The sequence below is a fragment of the Streptomyces sp. NPDC005866 genome (assembly GCF_040629895.1).
In the GTDB taxonomy this organism is placed as follows: Bacteria; Actinomycetota; Actinomycetes; order Streptomycetales; family Streptomycetaceae; genus Streptomyces.
In genome coordinates this window covers 215,359-231,738 of the sequence record NZ_JBEXWP010000013.1, presented here as the reverse complement: position 1 = coordinate 231,738, position 16,380 = coordinate 215,359, and the positions used below count along the sequence as shown (strand labels likewise).

Genomic DNA, 16,380 nt, shown 5'->3' with positions numbered 1-16,380 from the left:
CAAGAGGGTGTTCAGGTCTTGCGTCACAACATGATCTTGAACACCCTCTGTTCATGCCTGATCGTCAGCCCAGGACATAGGACTTACTCGTCTAGGGGGTGTCGTCTGGATCAGGCCGGCGTCGCGGGCGCTGGCACGCACTCGCCCGGAGGGGGTGCCCAGCGGCGTTGTCGTCAGTCCCCGACGTTCCCCAGCCTTCGGCCGGGGGTGCCCCCACCGCGTAGCCCGCCGCGGCAGCGGCTGATCGTCTACGCCTCCTCCGCCTTGCAGCTGAACGCACCAGACCCCGCCCGGCTCGGTCAAGAGGCACTGTTCCTCACTGCCGGCCTGATCCAGACGACACCCCCTAGCCCTGTGGGCCGAAATGCCAACCAGCTTCGGTGGCAAGGAAGTTGGCGGACCCACGGCGGACCGGCGGCGGGCGGTGGCCGGGCCGCGGATGCCGGCTCGGCATGTCCATTCCTTGACCCTGCCATGGGTTGTTCCTGGTTCACGGAGGGCGGGCGGGAGACAAGCATCTACGCGGGTAGCCCGCCGCCCCCCCCCGCACGTCACCCGTCCCTCACCGCCCTTCCAGGAGACCTGAATGCCCGTCAATCCCATGAACCGCCGTGAGTTCGTGCAGAAGTCGGCCGTCACCGGAGCGGCCGTGGCCGTAGCGGGAACCGTCGGCGCCGGCAGCGCCCAGGCCGCCGAGCAGGGCCACGGCCACGGCAAGCCGCCCAAGGCGCCCAAGACCTGGAGCTTCTCCATCCTTGGCACCACCGACCTGCACAGCCACGTCTTCAACTGGGACTACTACACCAACGCGGCGCCCGTGGACTCCAAGCGCAACACGTACGGCATCGCTCGCATCGCCACCCTGGTGAAGAACCTGCGCAAGGAGAAGGGCGAGGACCGGGTACTGCTGGTCGACGCCGGCGACATCATCCAGGGCACCTCCCTCGCCTCCTACTACGCGAGCGTCGACCCCATCACCGGCAAAGACGGCAAGCGCGGCCCCAAGCACCCCATGGCGATCGCCATGAACGAGATGCGCTACGACGCGGCCGCCCTCGGCAACCACGAGTTCAACTACGGCATCGAGGTCATCCGCACCTTCGAGAAGCAGTGCCACTTCCCGCTGCTCGGCGCCAACGCCCTGGACGCCAAGACGCTGCGGCCCGCCTTCCGGCCCTACACCGTCAAGCACATCAAGGTCCCCCACGGCCCGGACATCAAGGTCGGCATCCTCGGCCTCACCAACCCGGGCATCGCCCTGTGGGACAAGGACAACGTCGCCGGGAAGATGACCTTCACGGGCCTGGTCGAGCAGGCGAAGAAGTACGTGCCCCGGCTGCGCGCCCTCGGCTGTGACGTCGTCTTCCTCACCGACCACTCGGGCATGGACGGCTCGTCGTCATGGGGTGACTCGCTCCCGTACGTGGAGAACGCGTCGAACCTGGTCGCCGAGCAGGTCCCCGGCATCGACGCGATCCTCGTCGGCCACACCCACGTCGACGTCCCCACGTACACGGTGAAGAACGCGGAGACCGGCGAGGACGTCCTGCTGTCCGAGCCGTACTGCTACGGCTACCGCCTCTCCGTCTTCGACTTCGAGCTGGAATGGGAGCACGGCTCCTGGAAGATCACCAGCAAGACCGCCACCACCCTGAACAGCAACACGGTCGAGGAGGACCCGCGGATCACCGAACTCCTCACCGCCGACCACGAGTTGGTGGTCAAGTACGTCAACACCGCGATCGGCACCTGCACGGAGGCGATGTCCACGGCTGAGGCCTGCTGGAAGGACGTCCCCGCCATCGACTTCATCCAGCAGGTCCAGATGGACGCGGTGAAGTCGGGCCTGTCGGCGGCGGACGCCGCGCTCCCGCTGATCTCGGTGGCGGCCTGCTTCAGCCGTACGGCCACCATCCCGGCCGGTGACGTGACGATCCGCGACGTCGCTGGCCTGTACGTCTACGAGAACACCCTGTACGGCAAGAAGCTCACCGGTGCCCAGCTCAAGGACTACCTGGAGTACGCGGCGAAGTACTACCACCAGGTGCCGTCCGGCACGGCGGTGGACACCGCCACCCTCACCAACGCCAACAGCTTCTGGGACTACATGTACGACATGGCGGCCGGCGTCGACTACGAGATCGACATCGCGGCGGCCGAGGGCTCGCGCATCAAGAACCTGACCTACAACGGCGCGGCGGTCGCCGACGACCAGGTCTTCGTCGTCGCCGTCAACAACTACCGCGCCAACGGCGGCTCCGGCTACCCGCACATCGCCGCCGCGGAGATCGCCTACAGCTCCACCAACCAGGTCCGCGACCTGATGGTCGCCTACGCCACGGCGAAGGGCACCGTCGACCCGTCGACGTTCGCGGCGGCCAACTGGAAGCTGACGCAGGGCGGGACGCCGGTCTTCTCGTAAGCCTGCCGGGCTTCCTCCGCGTCTCCCGCTCCAGGGCAGAAGGCATCCCTGGAGCGGGAGACGCGGAGGCACGACACCGGCCCAGAAGCGAGTGGTCTTACGGTCACTTCATGGCGTGCTGGAGGAAAGTGGTCCAGGTGGTGGGGGAGACGGTGACCTCCGGGCCGTCGGGCACCTTGGAGTCGCGGATGTGGACGGTGTGGGGGTCGCCGTCCCCGCAGGGGGATATTTCGAGGCAGTTGCCACCGCCGCTGTCGCTGTACGACGACTTGCGCCAGGTGTAGGCGGTCTCGGCATCCAACTCCGCAAGGCTGGCGTCCAGTTCGACGCGGTGCGGGTGGACGACGGGGAGCTGGGACGGGAACTCGCCGATCTGCTCGCGCGGATGACGGGCGGTGACCCAGGGCCGGTCATCGAGGTCGCGAGCAGGCGGCGGTGTGTGTACTTCCTTGCGGCGGCCGGGAGTACGGATCATCACGTCCCCTGGCCGGCCGTGGTCACCAGACTCACCGCCGGGCCGGACCGGGTGTCGTACATTCCAATTCCCACGCTGGGCGGTATGACCTGGCCGTTGTTCTGGCGCTACCCGCCGACCGTTCCTGACCGCTTCGTTCACGCGCGGTTGCTGCGTACCGTGCTTCACTCCAGGGAGTGAAATGTGTGAACTTAAAGCCCAGGAAAAGGGCGTTCCGGCTTGCGTTCGCCGCTTTGTGTGGCCCTAGAGTCACGATCAACAAGATTGCCCCCGCGGTGCGCCAACACCCGGGGGCTCGACACCCAGGAGCGAGACCTCCGGATGCGCGTTCATCGTACGGCGCCTGTGCGCGCCTTCGCAGCTTTCGCCAACGCCCGTTTCGGGGACCGTCGTCTGTCCTGGGCGGCGGTGGGCGTACTGGCGTACCTCTTGAGCCTTCCGAGCGGCTCGTGGATCACGGAACGCATTCTCGCGGCGCAGCGCGGGGAAGGGTGCATGACGGTCGTCGCCTCACTGCGTGAGCTGGAGGAACGGCGTTATCTGCGGAGGGTGGTGCGACGGGACCCGGTGACATGGCAGTACTCGACGACCTGCGAGGTGTTCGAGAGGCCGTACGAATCCGAGTCACCAATGGGTGAACTGCTAAAAGTTCACCCCGTGGCCGCGTAGGAACGTAGGAACCAAGAAAAGGAACGTCGATGACCGTGTTGCTCGATAGGCCCGAGACGGTATACCGGAGGTATACTTGCATCATGGCTGACACCACCGTAAAGGTCGACCCCGCTGTCCGTGACCGCCTCATGGTGCTCGCCCGAGAGCGTGGGATGACCATGCGTGACCTGATCGCCGAGCTCGCGGGGGCCACGCCCACGCAGGAGGAGCTGCGTAAGCGGTACGAGGAGACGAGGGCGTACTGCGAGACGCACTTCGGGGTGACGTTCACCGATGAGGAGCACGACCGGGTGGAGAAGGTCTGGCAGGACCTTGAGGCCGGTCGGCCCGTGGACAGCCTGTGAGCGGCATGAGGGCCGGGTCCACTGGTGTCGTCTTCGACGAATCCGCCCTGCTGGCGCTCGGCTCGGGAAACTCGTTGGCCTCCCACTTCGTGGCGAACACAGAGCATGGGCCCACCCGGCACGTCTATGTCCCTGCACTCTGCCTGGCCGCAGCCGACGGCATGCGCAAGGGCGTCGCGGAGCACATCGGCGCGCTTCCGGCCGTCGAGATCGTGGAATTGGACTTCGCTGGTGCCTCCACGGTCGGCGCGCTGCTGCGTGACGGCGTGGAGTGGCGGCTGGGGCACGCGGTCCATCTGTCGCGGCCGACGGTCGACTGGCCCGACGGGCGTCACGTGGTGACCGTCGACCCCGACCTCTACGCCGACATGCCCCTCGTCCGCACGATCAGGCTGCCGCACCAGCGGTAACCGCACCCGGGCCGGGGCGCCTCTCCACCAGGCGCCCCGCCCGTCAGCTGAACACGATCATCGACCCCTGTGCCAGACTCCGCGTCGCCGCCGCGTGCAGGCCGAGCCACACGTGCCGTTCCCGGGCGAAGGGGCTCGGGTCGTACGGCGCTGGGACCGCCGGTTCCTCCAGGTCGGTGGGGGCGGCGGGCGGCTGCGGGGTCGCCGGAGGGTTCGCCGGGTCGATGCCGATCGACGGGGCGACGTACTCCAGCTCGCGCAGCAGGGCGTGGGACGAGCCCAGGGGGCCGCCGCTCGCGAGGAGTTCGTCGCTGGAGAGCGGGTTCGGGAAGTCGACGGGGACGTAGGCGCCCGCGTGGTCGTAGTGCCAGACGAGGTGCGACTGCTGGGCCGTCGACTCGAACATCTCCAGGAGTTGCTCGTAGTCGCCGCCCAGGTCGTCCACCGGGGACACCGGGAGGCCGCAGACCTGGAGGAGATAGACGCGGCGGAGGAAGTGCAGCGCGTCGTAGTCGAAGCCGGCCACCGGGGCGACCTCGCCGGACAGGCCGGGCATGTACTGGTACACCGGCACCGGCGGCAGCCCGGCCTCGGCGAGCACCTTGTTGTATTGCGCGAGTTCCTCGGCGAACGGGTTGTCGGGCGTGTGGCACAACACGTCGACGAGCGGTACCAGCCAGAGGTCACAGGCCAAAGAGGGCTCCTCGTATCAGCGCGTTCACAGCAAGTGTTCGGCTAGGTGGTCAGGGAAGAATAATCCGTGGGGCGCCCGGTCAGCTCCCCTCGTGCAGGTCCCATACCCAGACCCCACCGGTCCACTTACCGGATTTTCCGGTCAGTGCCTCGACCGCCTGCCGCAGCTTGTCGTCGTTGGGCTGTGGGGCGACCACCAGGACGCCCGCCTTCCAGTACGCGAAGTCCCGCTCCGCCTGCGCCCGCCAGTTCTTGCCGATCACCGGCACCTTCCCGCTGTAGCGGACGTCCCGCAGCATGTTGGAGGTGTAGCGCGGGACGGCACCGTAGATACCGATCCGGTCCTCGCCGTAGGGGCCGTTGAAGTATCCGCCGGGGAGCTTGAAGCCGAGGTCCGCCGCTGTCTGCCAGTGCAGCGCCTCGGCGTACCCGGGGTCGGGGAGCGGTATCGGGACGACGGACTCGCCCTGTCCGACGTACGGCTTCCACATCCCGCTCGTGACGAACTCCGGCACCGCCGTCCGCTGCGCGGACTTGAGCGGGGCCGGGACGATCGGGAGCAGGGCGAGCACGATGGCGAGCAGGCCGAAGTACTGGGCGCCTATACGAGGGGTGGCCAGCACCTTTTGGAGCGCGAGCGCGAGGAGTACGCCCAGCGCCGGGGCGCAGATCATCGCCGTCCGGCCCTCGATCACCGACTCGAAGAGGGGGAGATGACGGACCACGGCCCAGGGGCCGGGATACACCGTGTCCGTCAGCGGGATGCGGATCTTCGGGCCCATCGACAGCACCGCCGCGGCCACCGAGGTGAACGCCAGCGCCTTGACCAGCGGCCGCTCCCACAGCCGTACGAGGATCCCGAAGGCGAGCAGGACCAGCGGCCAGCCGTAGAACGCGTTCTGCTCGGTGGGGTTGAGGGAGAGTTCGTTGGCGCGGGCCGCGTTCCCGAAGAGCAGCGAGCGTTCGGCGAAGGCGAGGAGCGAGAGCGGGCTGTTTCCGGCGTTGTCGCCGTGCAGGACACTGTGGTAGCTCTGCGGGCCCGTGAACTGCCAGTAGAGAGGGAAGGCGACCAGAGGGAGACAGACCGTCCCGGCGATCAGCAGGCCCTTGCCCAGCGGGCGCCAGGACTCCTTCGCCACCTGCGGTCGTACGGCCGCGTAGGCGATGGCGAACAGGGCCATGCCCATCGCCGCGAGCAGGAACGGCTCCTCGCCCAGGAAGACCTGGTACGCCGCCATCAGGCCGAGCACGATCCCGTCCCGCCGGACCCGGGCGCCCGCGGCAAGGCGCAGGGCGCGGTCGATGATCAGCGGGATCATGAACAGGATCATGAAGTTGGGGTGCGCGTTGGCATGGCTGACCATCGGCGGCGCGAAGGCCGCGAGGGCCGCGCCGAGGAAGGCGGCACCCCGGTGCCGTACCACCCGCTTCACGATCAGCCAGTACCAGGCGACGGCGGTCGCGGTCAGGCCGAGGGCCATGCAGACGGAGAGCGAGACGGCCGGTCCGGCAAGGAGCGTGAGCGGGGCGAAGGGGACGGAGACGCCGAGCATGACCGTGTTGGCCATCAGGTTGACGCCGTCGGGGAAGCCCTGGACGTCGGAGAAGAGCGGGTTGCGGAAGTGAGCGAGGTTGTCCGCGGTCACCGCGAAGAACCACTCCCACTGGTTCTGGTCCTGGAGGGAGTCGGTGAGATAGCGGTGGTCCGGGTCGAAGAAGCGGCCCGAGTAGAGGGCGATCGACAGGGCCAGGAAGAGAACCGGGACCAGGAGGTCGGCCGGGCGGAGCCGGCGCAGCCGGAGGCGGGCCAGGTCCGCGAGGACCCTCGGGTAGGCCAGCGGGCCGACCTTGGAGCCGGGCTGGTGGCTCCAGCGGACCGGGACCTCGGCGATGGACCCGCCGCCCCGGTGCAGATGCTGGAGGACCTCGACGTCGATGCCCCAGCCGTCGAGGCGGGAGCCGGCGAAGGCCTCGCGGGCCTGGTCGCCGTCGAACAGTTTGAAACCGCACTGGGTGTCCTTGATGCCGGGCACCGCGGTGGCCCGTATCAGGAGGTTCCCGGCGCGGCCGAGCAGCTCGCGCAGCCGGTGCTGGTGGTCGGCTATCTCCGCACCCGGCACCGCCCGCGAGCCTATCGCCGCCGCGTTGCCCTCACTGAGCGCCTTGTCGAGCCGCTCCAGCTCCTCGATCGGGGCAGCGAGGTCGGCGTCGGTGACCAGCACCCGGCGGCCGCTGCTGGCGGCGACGCCCAGGCGCAGGGCGTTGCCCTTGCCCCGGTTGCGGTCACTGGTGACGAGGCGGACGTACGGGTGCTCCAAGGCGACCTCCCGCGTCCCGTCGGTCGAGCCGTCGTCGGCGACGATCACTTCCCAGGAGCCGAAGCGGCTCTCGTTGTCGGCGAGGTAGCGGGTGACGGCGTCGAGCGTCGGGCCGAGCCGTTCCTCCTCGTTGTACGCGGGGACGACCACGGACAGGTCGGGGGCGCTCATCCGTTCTCCGACAGTCGCTCGATGAGGGCGAGGGAGTGTGTGTTGTACGCGGCGACGATCCCCCGGGCGGCCTCGGTGTCCCGCCGGGACAGGGCGTCGACCAACTCCGTGTGCCGGCACCACAGATACCCGCGTAGATCGGGCAGTCGGCGCAGATGCCGGACCGCGCACACCCAGGACTGGACGCGCAGCCGGTGCAGGAAGTCGCCGAGGTAGGGGTTGCCGAACAGCGTGGACAGCTCCCGCCAGAAGCGCAGGTCGTAGCCGATCAGCACGGTGAGGTCACCGGCGGTCGCGGCGCGCTGCGCCTCCTCGCCGCGCCGGCGGACCGTGCCCAGGGCGGCCGCGACCCGGGGCTCCCGGGGGTCCTTGAAGGCGCGGTGGTGGCCGTCGGCGAGGGCCTGGAACATACCGTCGATCACCAGGCTGCGGGCCTCGATCATGCCCTGGTAGTCGGTGAGCGAGTACTCCGGGACCCGGAAGCCGCGGTGCTGGTCGGCGTCGAGGACGCCCTGCGCGGACAGGTCGACCAGGGCCTCGCGGACCGGCGTGGCGGAGACTCCGTACTGTTCGGCGATCTCCTTGACCGTGAACTCCTGGCCCGGCTGGAGCCGCCCGGCGAGCACCTCGTCACGGAGGGCGTCCGCGATCTGCTGGCGCAGGGTACTGCGGGTCACAGCGCCGTTGCCGGGCATCGTCGGGTGCCTCTCCTCACGCGTTCGGGTGACGTGCTCGCTTACATGTACATCTACGAGCACGCCACCTTACGCGTTCGGGTTGCGCGTGTACGCCTCCTCCACCGGTCTCCGCCGGTCTCCACGGGTCTCCACGTCACGGGCTGAAGCCGCCCGTGAGCCTTCCGTACGGTCTCGGTGAGCCGTCTGTCCTACACCGTGTACTCGTCGGCCACGCTCAGCGCGGCGTCGAGCGCGGCGAAGCCCTCCTTCAGCTCGGCCTCGGTGACGTTGCACGGCGGGACGACATGCGTCCGGTTCATGTTCACGAACGGCCACAGGCCCTGCTGCTTGGCGGCGGAGCCGAACGCGGCCATCGGCGCGTTGGCCTCCCCGGCCGCGTTGTAAGGCACCAGCGGCTCCCGGGTCTCCCGGTTCTTCACGAGCTCCAGCGCCCAGAACATGCCGGTACCGCGGACCTCGCCCACGCTCGGGTGCCGCTCGGCGAGCGAGGCGAGGGCGGGCCCGACGACCTCGGCGCCGAGCCGCTTGGCGTTCTCGACGACGCCCTCCTCCTCCATCACGTCGATGGTGGCGACGGCGGCGGCACAGGCCAGCGGATGCCCGGAGTACGTCAGCCCGCCCGGGTAGGGCCGCCTGGCGAAGGTCTCGGCGATCCGCTCGCTGATGGCGACACCGCCCAGCGGCACATACCCGCTGTTCACGCCCTTGGCGAAGGTCATCAGGTCGGGTACGACCCCGAAGAGGTCGGCGGCGAACCACTCACCGGTGCGCCCGAACCCGGCCATGACCTCGTCCAGGACGAAGACGATCCCGTACTTGTCGCAGATCTCCCGGACGCCCGCCAGGTATCCGGCCGGCGGAACCATGATCCCGGCGGTCCCCGGCACGGTCTCCAGAACGATCGCCGCGACCGTGCCCGGCCCCTCGAACGCGATCGTGGTCTCCAGGTGCTCCAGCGCCCGCGCGGCCTCCTGCTCCTCCGTCTCCGCGTAGAAACGGGAGCGGTAGAGGAAGGGCGCCCAGAAGTGCACGACCCCGGCGGCGGCGCCGTCCGAGGCCCAGCGTCGCGGGTCGCCGGTGACGTTGATCGCCTGCTGGGTGCCGCCGTGGTACGAGCGGTAGGCGGACAGCACCTTCGGGCGGCCCGTGTGCAGCCGGGCCATGCGCACGGCATGCTCGACCGCGTCCGCGCCCCCGTTGGTGAAGAAGATCTTGTCCAGATCACCGGGCGTCCGCTCGGCGATCAGCCGGGCCGCCTCCGACCGGGCCTCGATGGCGAAGGCGGGCGCGAAGGTCGTCATCCTGGCGGCCTGCTCCTGGATCGCGGCGACGACCTTCGGATGCTGGTAGCCGATGTTGGTGAAGACGAGCCCGCTGGTGAAGTCCAGGTACCGCCTGCCGTCGTAGTCCCAGAAGTACGACCCTTCGGCGCCGGCCACGGCCGGCGGGTCGATGAGGTCCTGCGCGGACCAGGAGTGGAAGACGTGCGCGCGGTCGGCCGCCTTGACGGCGGCTCCGGCCTGGGGATTGGGCTGAGGGGTCATGGCGCCGAGCCTAGGAGTGCCCGGCGCGTACGCGATATCGGCGACATGTTCCATGGCCACGGCGATTACGCGACAGATTGTCCACAACACGTGGACACACCCACGGATACAGCGGAGCAGCCGGTACCTGTTACGGAACCGTAGACAACGCGGGCCCCGGCCGCCGGAGCGGCCGGAATATTCTCGGCTCGATCAAGAGTGTGGAGAAGGGTCGGATCTGCCATGGAGAAGCTGAGGCCCGGGGATCCGCAGCACATCGGGAGGTACCGGCTCCTCGCGCGGCTGGGCGCGGGCGGCATGGGGCAGGTGTATCTCGCCCGGTCCGAGCGCGGCCGTACCGTCGCGGTGAAGCTGGTACGGGCGGAACTCGCCGAGCATGAGGACTTCCGGGCCCGCTTCCGGCAGGAGGTGCGCAACGCCCAGCGGGTCGGCGGGTTCTGGACCGCACCCGTCCTCGACGCGGACACCGAGGCCGCCGTGCCCTGGGTGGCCACCGGCTATGTCGCCGGGCCGAGCCTCCAGCGGGTCGTCGAGCACGACCACGGGCCACTGCCCGAGCGGTCGGTGCGCATCCTCGCCGCCGGGCTGGCGCACGCGCTCACCAACATCCACGCGGCCGGGATCGTGCACCGCGACCTCAAGCCGTCCAATGTGATGCTCACCATAGAGGGGCCCCGGGTCATCGACTTCGGCATCGCGCGTGCCCTGGAGACCCTCCCCGGCGAGAGCGCCACCCGGACCGGCTCGCTCGTCGGCTCGCCGGGCTTCATGGCCCCCGAGCAGGTGCGCGGCGACCGGATCACACCGGCCTGCGACATCTTCTCCCTCGGCTCCGTGCTTGCCTACGCGGCCACCGGCCGGCTCCCCTTCGGCTCCACCGAGGGCGGCGCCCACGCGCTGATGTTCCGCATCGCCCGGGAGGAACCCGACCTGTCCGAGCTCCCCGAGGGCATCGCCGACGTGGTCCGCGACTGCCTGCGCAAGGACCCGGCGACCCGTCCCTCCCTGGACGCGATCCTGGGGAGAACAGGAGCGGTCGACACGGTCGAGGAGGGCCGCTCCAGGGACCCGTGGCTGCCGGGATCGCTGGTGGCCCAACTGGGACGGCATGCGGCGGAGTTGCTGGAGGTGGAGGATCCGACGGTGCACGGGTCCTTGGTGGAAGCGCCAGGAGCGCGGCCGGCGACCGGCCACCCGCAGCCGGCACCCGGCCCTCCCTCCCCCGAACACGCCCCCGCCTCCCACCCGGCCTACGGTTACCCGAACCAACAACCCCACCAGCATCCGCAGCCGTACAACCCGTACACCCAGAACGACCAGAACAATCAGAACAACCACTACAACCCGTACACCACTGTCGCCACCCCGGAGCCCACCGCCCGGCAGCTCTACACGCCCCCGCCACCCTCGCCGTACGAGTTCACCCCCGACGGCGAACCGCGCCGCACCGCCCGTTCCACCGTCCTGCTCGTCACCGTCGCCCTGATCGTGATGCTGGCCGCGGGCGGCTCCGTGTACGCGCTCATGAACACCGGCGGCGGCGACAAGGCAGGCGGCACGGCCACCCCCACCCCCTCGGCCACCGCCCAGGCCTCCTCCGGGGAGCCGACGCCCACACAGTCGCCGTCCTCGTCGGCCACCTCCACCGGTACCGTCCCCACCGCCTTCCTCGGCACCTGGGCCACGGCGGTAGACAACTCCACCGGCCACAACACCCGCGAACTGACCATCCGGCAGGGCGCCGTGGGCGGCACGGTCCTCACCCTCGTCGCCGACGGCCCCGGCTACCACTGCGAGTTCGAGGCGAAACTCGCCGGGAAGCCCGGCTCCGGCGGCCCGCTGGAGATCGGGCCGTCCACGGTCACGGCGGGCAAGCCCCGTTCGTCCTGCACCGCCGGAGAGGCCACCGAGGTGACCCTGCTGCCGGACGGCAGGCTGAAGCGGGAACGGAAGGACGGCGGCGAGAGTCTCACGTACAGCCGAGAGTGAACTCCCGCTACGCCTGGGGTAGTTGAACGTTCGGCGAACACTCGCTCAGGTGACCGAATTATCCCTTCATGGCTCCTGCTCGCCCCTTACGGTGACCGCACAATCCGACTCCGGGGAGTGGCGGGGGCACCCACATGGAGTGGCTGAGCACGGAAAACGTCGTGGCTGTCGGCACCGACCACGACGCCCCGTCCGTGGAGGCGCTCGAGCGCGGTGTCAGCCCGTACCCGTACCGCGAGATCGAGTACGCGTACACCTACGGCCAGCCCGCGGCCGACACCCTGGCGTCGAGCTTCCTGTCGTACGTCGTCAGGGGCAACGGCCAGGACGTCATCCGCACGCACGGCCATGTGCCCTGCTACACCCCGGTGGGGATGAAACTCTGCCGGTGAGCCGTGGCTCAGCCGAGGCTCACCCAGGTCCCCTGCGCGGCCGAGCGGCTCATCGCGTCCAGGGCGGTCGCGCTGTGCACCGCGTCCTGCAGGGTCGGGCCGTACGAGGTGTCCTCGGCGATGGAGCGCAGGAAGTTGCGGGCCTCGATGACCTTGAGGTCGTCGTAGCCCATGGCGTTGGCCGCGCCGGGCTGGAAGGCGCCGTACTCGCCGTGGCCGGGGCCGACATAGACCGTGCTGACGGGCTGGTCCTGGTAGGAGGTGCCGCGGCTGACGCCGAGTTCGCCCATCCGCCGGTAGTCCCAGAAGACGGCGCCCTTGGTGCCGTGCACCTCGAAGCCGTAGTTGTTCTGCTCGCCGACCGAGACCCGGCAGGCCTCAAGGACACCCCGGGCTCCGGAGGCGAAGCGCAGCAGGCAGTTGACGTAGTCCTCGTTCTCGACCGGGCCGAGTTCACCGCCGGTGGCCAGGGTGTGGCCGGCGGTGGCGCCGGTGGGGCGGGCGCGCTCCGGGATGAAGACGGCGGTGTCGGCGGCGAGCGCGGTGATGTCACCGAGCAGGAAGCGGGCCATGTCGACGCCGTGCGAGGCGAGGTCGCCGAGGACCCCTCCGCCGCCGCGTGCGCGCTCGTAGCGCCAGGTCAGGGCACCGTCCGGGTGGGCGGCGTAGTCGCTGAAGAGCCGGATTCGGACGTGGGTGACGGTCCCCAGCTCGCCGGAGGCGATCAGCTCACGGGCGTAGGCGACGGCGGGTGCGTTGCGGTAGTTGAAGCCGACCGTGCCCCGGACGCCCGCCTTCGCGACGGCGTCGGCGACCGCGCCGGCGTCCTCCGCCGTCAGGCCGACCGGCTTCTCGATCCAGATGTGCTTGCCGGCCTCGGCCATGGCGACGCCGATCTCGCGGTGCAGGAAGTTCGGCGCGGTGATGCTGACGGCGTGGACGCGCGGGTCGGCGGCGACCTCACGCCAGTCCCGGGCGGTCGAGGCGAACCCGAACCGGTCGGCGGCCTCCTCGGCCCGGCCCGGCACCTCCTCGGCGACCGTCACCAGCTCGGGGCGTACGGGCAGCTGCGGGAAGTGGTGGGGGACCCGCTGGTAGGCCTGGGTGTGCACCCGCCCCATCCAGCCGAACCCGACGACGGCGACGCCGAGCGTACGCACCATGGGCTGCCCTTCTGCCACTGCGTCTGGACCGTTCCAGAGACTGCCCGATCACGATGCGGGGCCGCTTCCGTGGATGTCAAGACATTAGGGCGTCTTGACAAATCTGCCTCACCGAGGCTCCGGCGGTCGCTGTCGGGGCATGTTCGGACGTGTCCCGTTCGTCCCCGGTGGCAACGGGAACCGTCCGTTGAGATGGCCCGCGTCCGCCCGCGGCCCCGCCGGCACCGTCGCCTGCATACCGAGCGGTGTCGGCCCTGTCCGGAACTCCACCATCCAGTCGGCCGTCTCCGTGCGGACCAGTTCGGTCACGTCCTCCGAGAACCGCCGCAGTACCGCCAGGCACCGCTCGGTCGCCTCGCTCGCCGTGCCCTCCGCAGGTCCGAGCACCTCCCGCACGCTCTCCGACGCCCAGTCGAACTGGAGCACCTGGAGTCGCCGCTGCACGGCCTGCGCGGTCGCCATGTCCCTTATCCAGCCGGAGGTCACCCCGAAGAACCGGTCGATGCCGACGCACGTCACCGCCATCAGCAGCGCGAGATACCCCCAGGGTGCGACCCCGCCGATCAGCCCGGTGAGGTCCAGCAGCGGCAGGGCCGCCCCGAGCACCGCCCCCACGGCCGCCCCGCACCGCAGGGCCCGCGCCCCCCGCCGTTTCCACACCCGGTCCGTCAGGTACCAGGCGGCGGTCTCCAGCGCCCCGCGCTCCACCCACCGGTACAGCTCGTCGAGCCGTTCGGCCGGTTCCCCCCAGTCGCCGAGCGGGAACGGCCGCCCGGTCAGATCACCCGGCCGCAGTCCGGGGGCACCCTCGCCCCGCCCGTCCTGAGGCGGCCCCTCGGGCTGCATCTCCGGCTGGCCCACCCGGCACTCCCTACTGATCACAACCGGTCACGTACCGTGACATCGGACTGTCGTTGCGCATAGCGTCGGCCATGGCACTGGACGTGACAATGGATGCTGACGACGGGCACCCTTCCTACCGCCCAATGGGTGGCGGCGGCCTTGCTTTCGCCTCTTTTCCGCTCGGAAGTGGGGCTTGATCAGGTATAGGGCCGTCGGGATTCTCACTCGAAAGAGTGGCGGGGCGATGGCCGCGTCGACCACGTAGGCTCATGCACAGCAGAGAAGACCCGGACCCGGACCCAGGAGCTGATCGTGATTCCCGGTGGTGGCCAGCCCAATATGCAGCAGCTGCTCCAGCAGGCCCAGAAGATGCAGGAGGACCTGGCACGGGCCCAGGAGGAGCTGGCGAACACGGAGGTCGACGGGCAGGCGGGCGGCGGCCTGGTGAAGGCCACCGTGACCGGTGCCGGCGAGCTGCGCGCGCTGAAGATCGACCCGAAGGCGGTGGACCCGGAGGACACCGACACCCTCGCCGACCTGGTGGTCGCGGCAGTCCAGGCGGCCAACGAGAACGCCCAGGCGCTCCAGCAGCAGAAGCTCGGCCCGCTGGCGCAGGGCCTGGGCGGCGGCAGCGGCATCCCCGGTCTGCCGTTCTGATCGCACCGCTCTGATCTCGCCGTTCTGATGTTCGTTGCCCGCGCGACACCCGCACCGCCTTCCTAGGACAGGCGGCAGCCAACTACGGTACGTACCGAAAGACTCCAGGAAGGGCAGTCCGTTGTACGAAGGCGTGGTCCAGGACCTCATCGACGAGCTGGGGCGGCTGCCCGGCGTCGGTCCGAAGAGTGCGCAGCGGATCGCCTTCCACATCCTGCAGGCGGAGCCGACCGATGTACGGCGGCTCGCCCAGGCTCTCCTGGAGGTGAAGGCGAAGGTCCGCTTCTGCGCGACCTGCGGCAACGTGGCCCAGGAAGAGCTGTGCAACATCTGCCGTGACGCGCGCCGCGACCTGTCGGTGATCTGCGTGGTCGAGGAGCCCAAGGACGTGGTCGCCATCGAGCGCACCCGTGAGTTCCGCGGCCGTTACCACGTACTCGGTGGCGCGATCAGCCCGATCGAGGGCGTCGGCCCCGACGATCTCCGGATCAGGGAGCTGCTCGCCCGTCTGGCCGACGGCGCGGTCACCGAACTCATCCTGGCCACGGACCCGAACCTGGAGGGCGAGGCGACTGCCACCTACCTCGCCCGCATGATCAAACCCATGGGCCTGAAGGTCACCCGCCTGGCCAGCGGCCTCCCGGTGGGTGGCGACCTGGAATACGCGGACGAGGTCACCCTCGGCCGCGCCTTCGAGGGGAGACGACTCCTAGATGTCTGACGCCACACTGCACGCGACCGCCCAGGACCCCGACGACTTCGCGGTCCAGATCGCCGACCAGGTCGAGAGTTTCCTGGTGGCCGTCACGGAGGTGGCGAAGGGCGACGAGCCGGACTCGGCCGTCCCCTTCCTCCTCCTGGAGGTCTCCCAGATCCTGCTGGCCGGCGGCCGTCTCGGCGCGCACGAGGACATCGTCCCCGACGAGCGCTACGAGCCGGACCTGGGCCCCGAGCCCGATGTCGATCAGCTCCGCGAGAACTTCGCGCGCCTCCTGGAGCCCATCGACGTCTACTCCGAGGTCTTCGACCCGTACGAGCCCCGCAAGGCGCCCGTGCCGGCCCGTATCTCGGACGACCTGGCCGACGTCATCGCCGACCTCCGCCATGGCATGGCCCACTACCGGGCGGGCCGCATCTCGGAGGCCCTGTGGTGGTGGCAGTTCTCCTACTTCTCCAACTGGGGCGCCACCGCCTCCGCGGTCCTCCGAGCCCTCCAGTCCGTCCTGATCCACGTCCGCCTCAACCAGCCCCTGGCGGAGCTGGACGGCCTGGACACCGACCAGGACACGATGGGCGACGAAACCCTGGAGTTCGAGGCGGGCCAGGTCATGCAACAGGAGATCGGCGGCCAGCTGGGCCTCAAGTCGAAGTGACCATTCGACACGAGGAAATCTCCCCGAAGCCCCTGCTCTCCTCCCGGCCCGTGTGAGCCAGGGCACTTTCCGCGTGGTGTGCCGTGTGCTGGGCAGGTTCGGTGCCGGAAGCGAGCGGCGGAACAGTCCACCGTGACGTCTCACCATGCGGGAGCGCACTGGTGGAATTCGGGCGCTCGTTAAACTGAGCCGACACAGACAAACCGAGCGAGGAGC

The 16,380-nt window shown here is 69.6% G+C and carries 15 protein-coding genes and 2 pseudogenes; 10 read left to right on the top strand and 7 right to left on the bottom strand.

Annotated features, from left to right (window positions below; translation table 11 throughout):
• Nucleotides 1–586 precede the first annotated feature (586 nt).
• Complete coding sequence (locus ABZ396_RS21340; RefSeq protein ID WP_358917688.1) at nucleotides 587–2,422, top strand: 5'-nucleotidase C-terminal domain-containing protein; 1,836 nt, start codon at nucleotides 587–589, stop codon at nucleotides 2,420–2,422.
• Between the two features lie 103 nt (nucleotides 2,423–2,525).
• On the opposite strand, the pseudogene ABZ396_RS21335 reads toward ABZ396_RS21340, so the two are convergent.
• Nucleotides 2,526–2,714, bottom strand: a pseudogene (locus ABZ396_RS21335) (DUF397 domain-containing protein); the annotation flags it as partial.
• A gap of 3 nt (nucleotides 2,715–2,717) precedes the next feature.
• On the opposite strand from ABZ396_RS21335, the gene ABZ396_RS21330 reads away from it, so the two are divergent.
• The 4 genes from ABZ396_RS21330 (at nucleotide 2,718) to ABZ396_RS21315 (ending at nucleotide 4,323) form a co-directional block, all read left to right on the top strand.
• Nucleotides 2,718–3,077: a hypothetical protein gene (locus tag ABZ396_RS21330; RefSeq protein WP_358917883.1), complete on the top strand. Its 360-nt coding sequence runs from the start codon at nucleotides 2,718–2,720 to the stop codon at nucleotides 3,075–3,077.
• 165 nt (nucleotides 3,078–3,242) lie between these two features.
• Nucleotides 3,243–3,566, top strand: coding sequence for a hypothetical protein (locus ABZ396_RS21325; protein ID WP_358917690.1), 324 nt, complete (start codon nucleotides 3,243–3,245; stop codon nucleotides 3,564–3,566).
• Nucleotides 3,567–3,649: 83 nt separating this feature from the next.
• Nucleotides 3,650–3,913: a hypothetical protein gene (locus ABZ396_RS21320; protein ID WP_351317429.1), complete on the top strand. Its 264-nt coding sequence runs from the start codon at nucleotides 3,650–3,652 to the stop codon at nucleotides 3,911–3,913.
• Between the two features lie 5 nt (nucleotides 3,914–3,918).
• On the top strand, nucleotides 3,919–4,323 hold the full coding sequence (locus ABZ396_RS21315) for a hypothetical protein (protein ID WP_351708373.1): 405 nt from the start codon (nucleotides 3,919–3,921) through the stop codon (nucleotides 4,321–4,323).
• Nucleotides 4,324–4,366: 43 nt separating this feature from the next.
• Here ABZ396_RS21315 and ABZ396_RS21310 read toward each other — a convergent pair whose 3' ends face one another.
• The 4 genes from ABZ396_RS21310 to ABZ396_RS21295 all read right to left on the bottom strand — a co-directional run bounded on the left by ABZ396_RS21310 (nucleotide 4,367) and on the right by ABZ396_RS21295 (nucleotide 9,747).
• A complete protein-coding gene (locus tag ABZ396_RS21310) occupies nucleotides 4,367–5,017 on the bottom strand; it encodes a hypothetical protein (protein WP_358917692.1) in 651 nt (216 codons plus the stop codon).
• 79 nt (nucleotides 5,018–5,096) lie between these two features.
• Complete coding sequence (locus ABZ396_RS21305) at nucleotides 5,097–7,505, bottom strand: dolichyl-phosphate beta-glucosyltransferase (protein WP_358917694.1); 2,409 nt, start codon at nucleotides 7,503–7,505, stop codon at nucleotides 5,097–5,099.
• Entirely contained in the window at nucleotides 7,502–8,200 is a 699-nt protein-coding gene (locus ABZ396_RS21300) for a GntR family transcriptional regulator (protein ID WP_358917696.1), read from the bottom strand. The genes ABZ396_RS21305 and ABZ396_RS21300 overlap by 4 nt, the downstream gene beginning before the upstream one ends.
• 191 nt (nucleotides 8,201–8,391) lie before the next feature.
• A complete protein-coding gene (locus tag ABZ396_RS21295; protein ID WP_358917697.1) occupies nucleotides 8,392–9,747 on the bottom strand; it encodes an aspartate aminotransferase family protein in 1,356 nt (451 codons plus the stop codon).
• 222 nt (nucleotides 9,748–9,969) lie between these two features.
• Here ABZ396_RS21295 and ABZ396_RS21290 point away from each other — a divergent pair, with 222 nt between their 5' ends.
• On the top strand, nucleotides 9,970–11,736 hold the full coding sequence (locus ABZ396_RS21290; protein WP_358917699.1) for a protein kinase: 1,767 nt from the start codon (nucleotides 9,970–9,972) through the stop codon (nucleotides 11,734–11,736).
• Between the two features lie 191 nt (nucleotides 11,737–11,927).
• Nucleotides 11,928–12,128: pseudogene (locus ABZ396_RS21285) on the top strand (phosphate ABC transporter substrate-binding protein); the annotation flags it as partial.
• 8 nt (nucleotides 12,129–12,136) lie between these two features.
• Here the strand turns inward: ABZ396_RS21285 and ABZ396_RS21280 are convergent.
• Nucleotides 12,137–13,291: a Gfo/Idh/MocA family oxidoreductase gene (locus tag ABZ396_RS21280; RefSeq protein WP_358917701.1), complete on the bottom strand. Its 1,155-nt coding sequence runs from the start codon at nucleotides 13,289–13,291 to the stop codon at nucleotides 12,137–12,139.
• 108 nt (nucleotides 13,292–13,399) lie between these two features.
• Complete coding sequence (locus ABZ396_RS21275; protein ID WP_358917703.1) at nucleotides 13,400–14,152, bottom strand: SLATT domain-containing protein; 753 nt, start codon at nucleotides 14,150–14,152, stop codon at nucleotides 13,400–13,402.
• A gap of 294 nt (nucleotides 14,153–14,446) precedes the next feature.
• Here ABZ396_RS21275 and ABZ396_RS21270 point away from each other — a divergent pair, with 294 nt between their 5' ends.
• The 3 genes from ABZ396_RS21270 to ABZ396_RS21260 all read left to right on the top strand — a co-directional run bounded on the left by ABZ396_RS21270 (nucleotide 14,447) and on the right by ABZ396_RS21260 (nucleotide 16,164).
• Complete coding sequence (locus ABZ396_RS21270; RefSeq protein WP_358917705.1) at nucleotides 14,447–14,791, top strand: YbaB/EbfC family nucleoid-associated protein; 345 nt, start codon at nucleotides 14,447–14,449, stop codon at nucleotides 14,789–14,791.
• Between the two features lie 121 nt (nucleotides 14,792–14,912).
• On the top strand, nucleotides 14,913–15,512 hold the full coding sequence (gene recR, locus ABZ396_RS21265) for a recombination mediator RecR (protein WP_358917707.1): 600 nt from the start codon (nucleotides 14,913–14,915) through the stop codon (nucleotides 15,510–15,512).
• Complete coding sequence (locus ABZ396_RS21260; protein WP_358917709.1) at nucleotides 15,505–16,164, top strand: DUF5063 domain-containing protein; 660 nt, start codon at nucleotides 15,505–15,507, stop codon at nucleotides 16,162–16,164. Before recR ends, ABZ396_RS21260 begins: the two co-directional genes overlap by 8 nt.
• Nucleotides 16,165–16,380 lie beyond the last annotated feature (216 nt).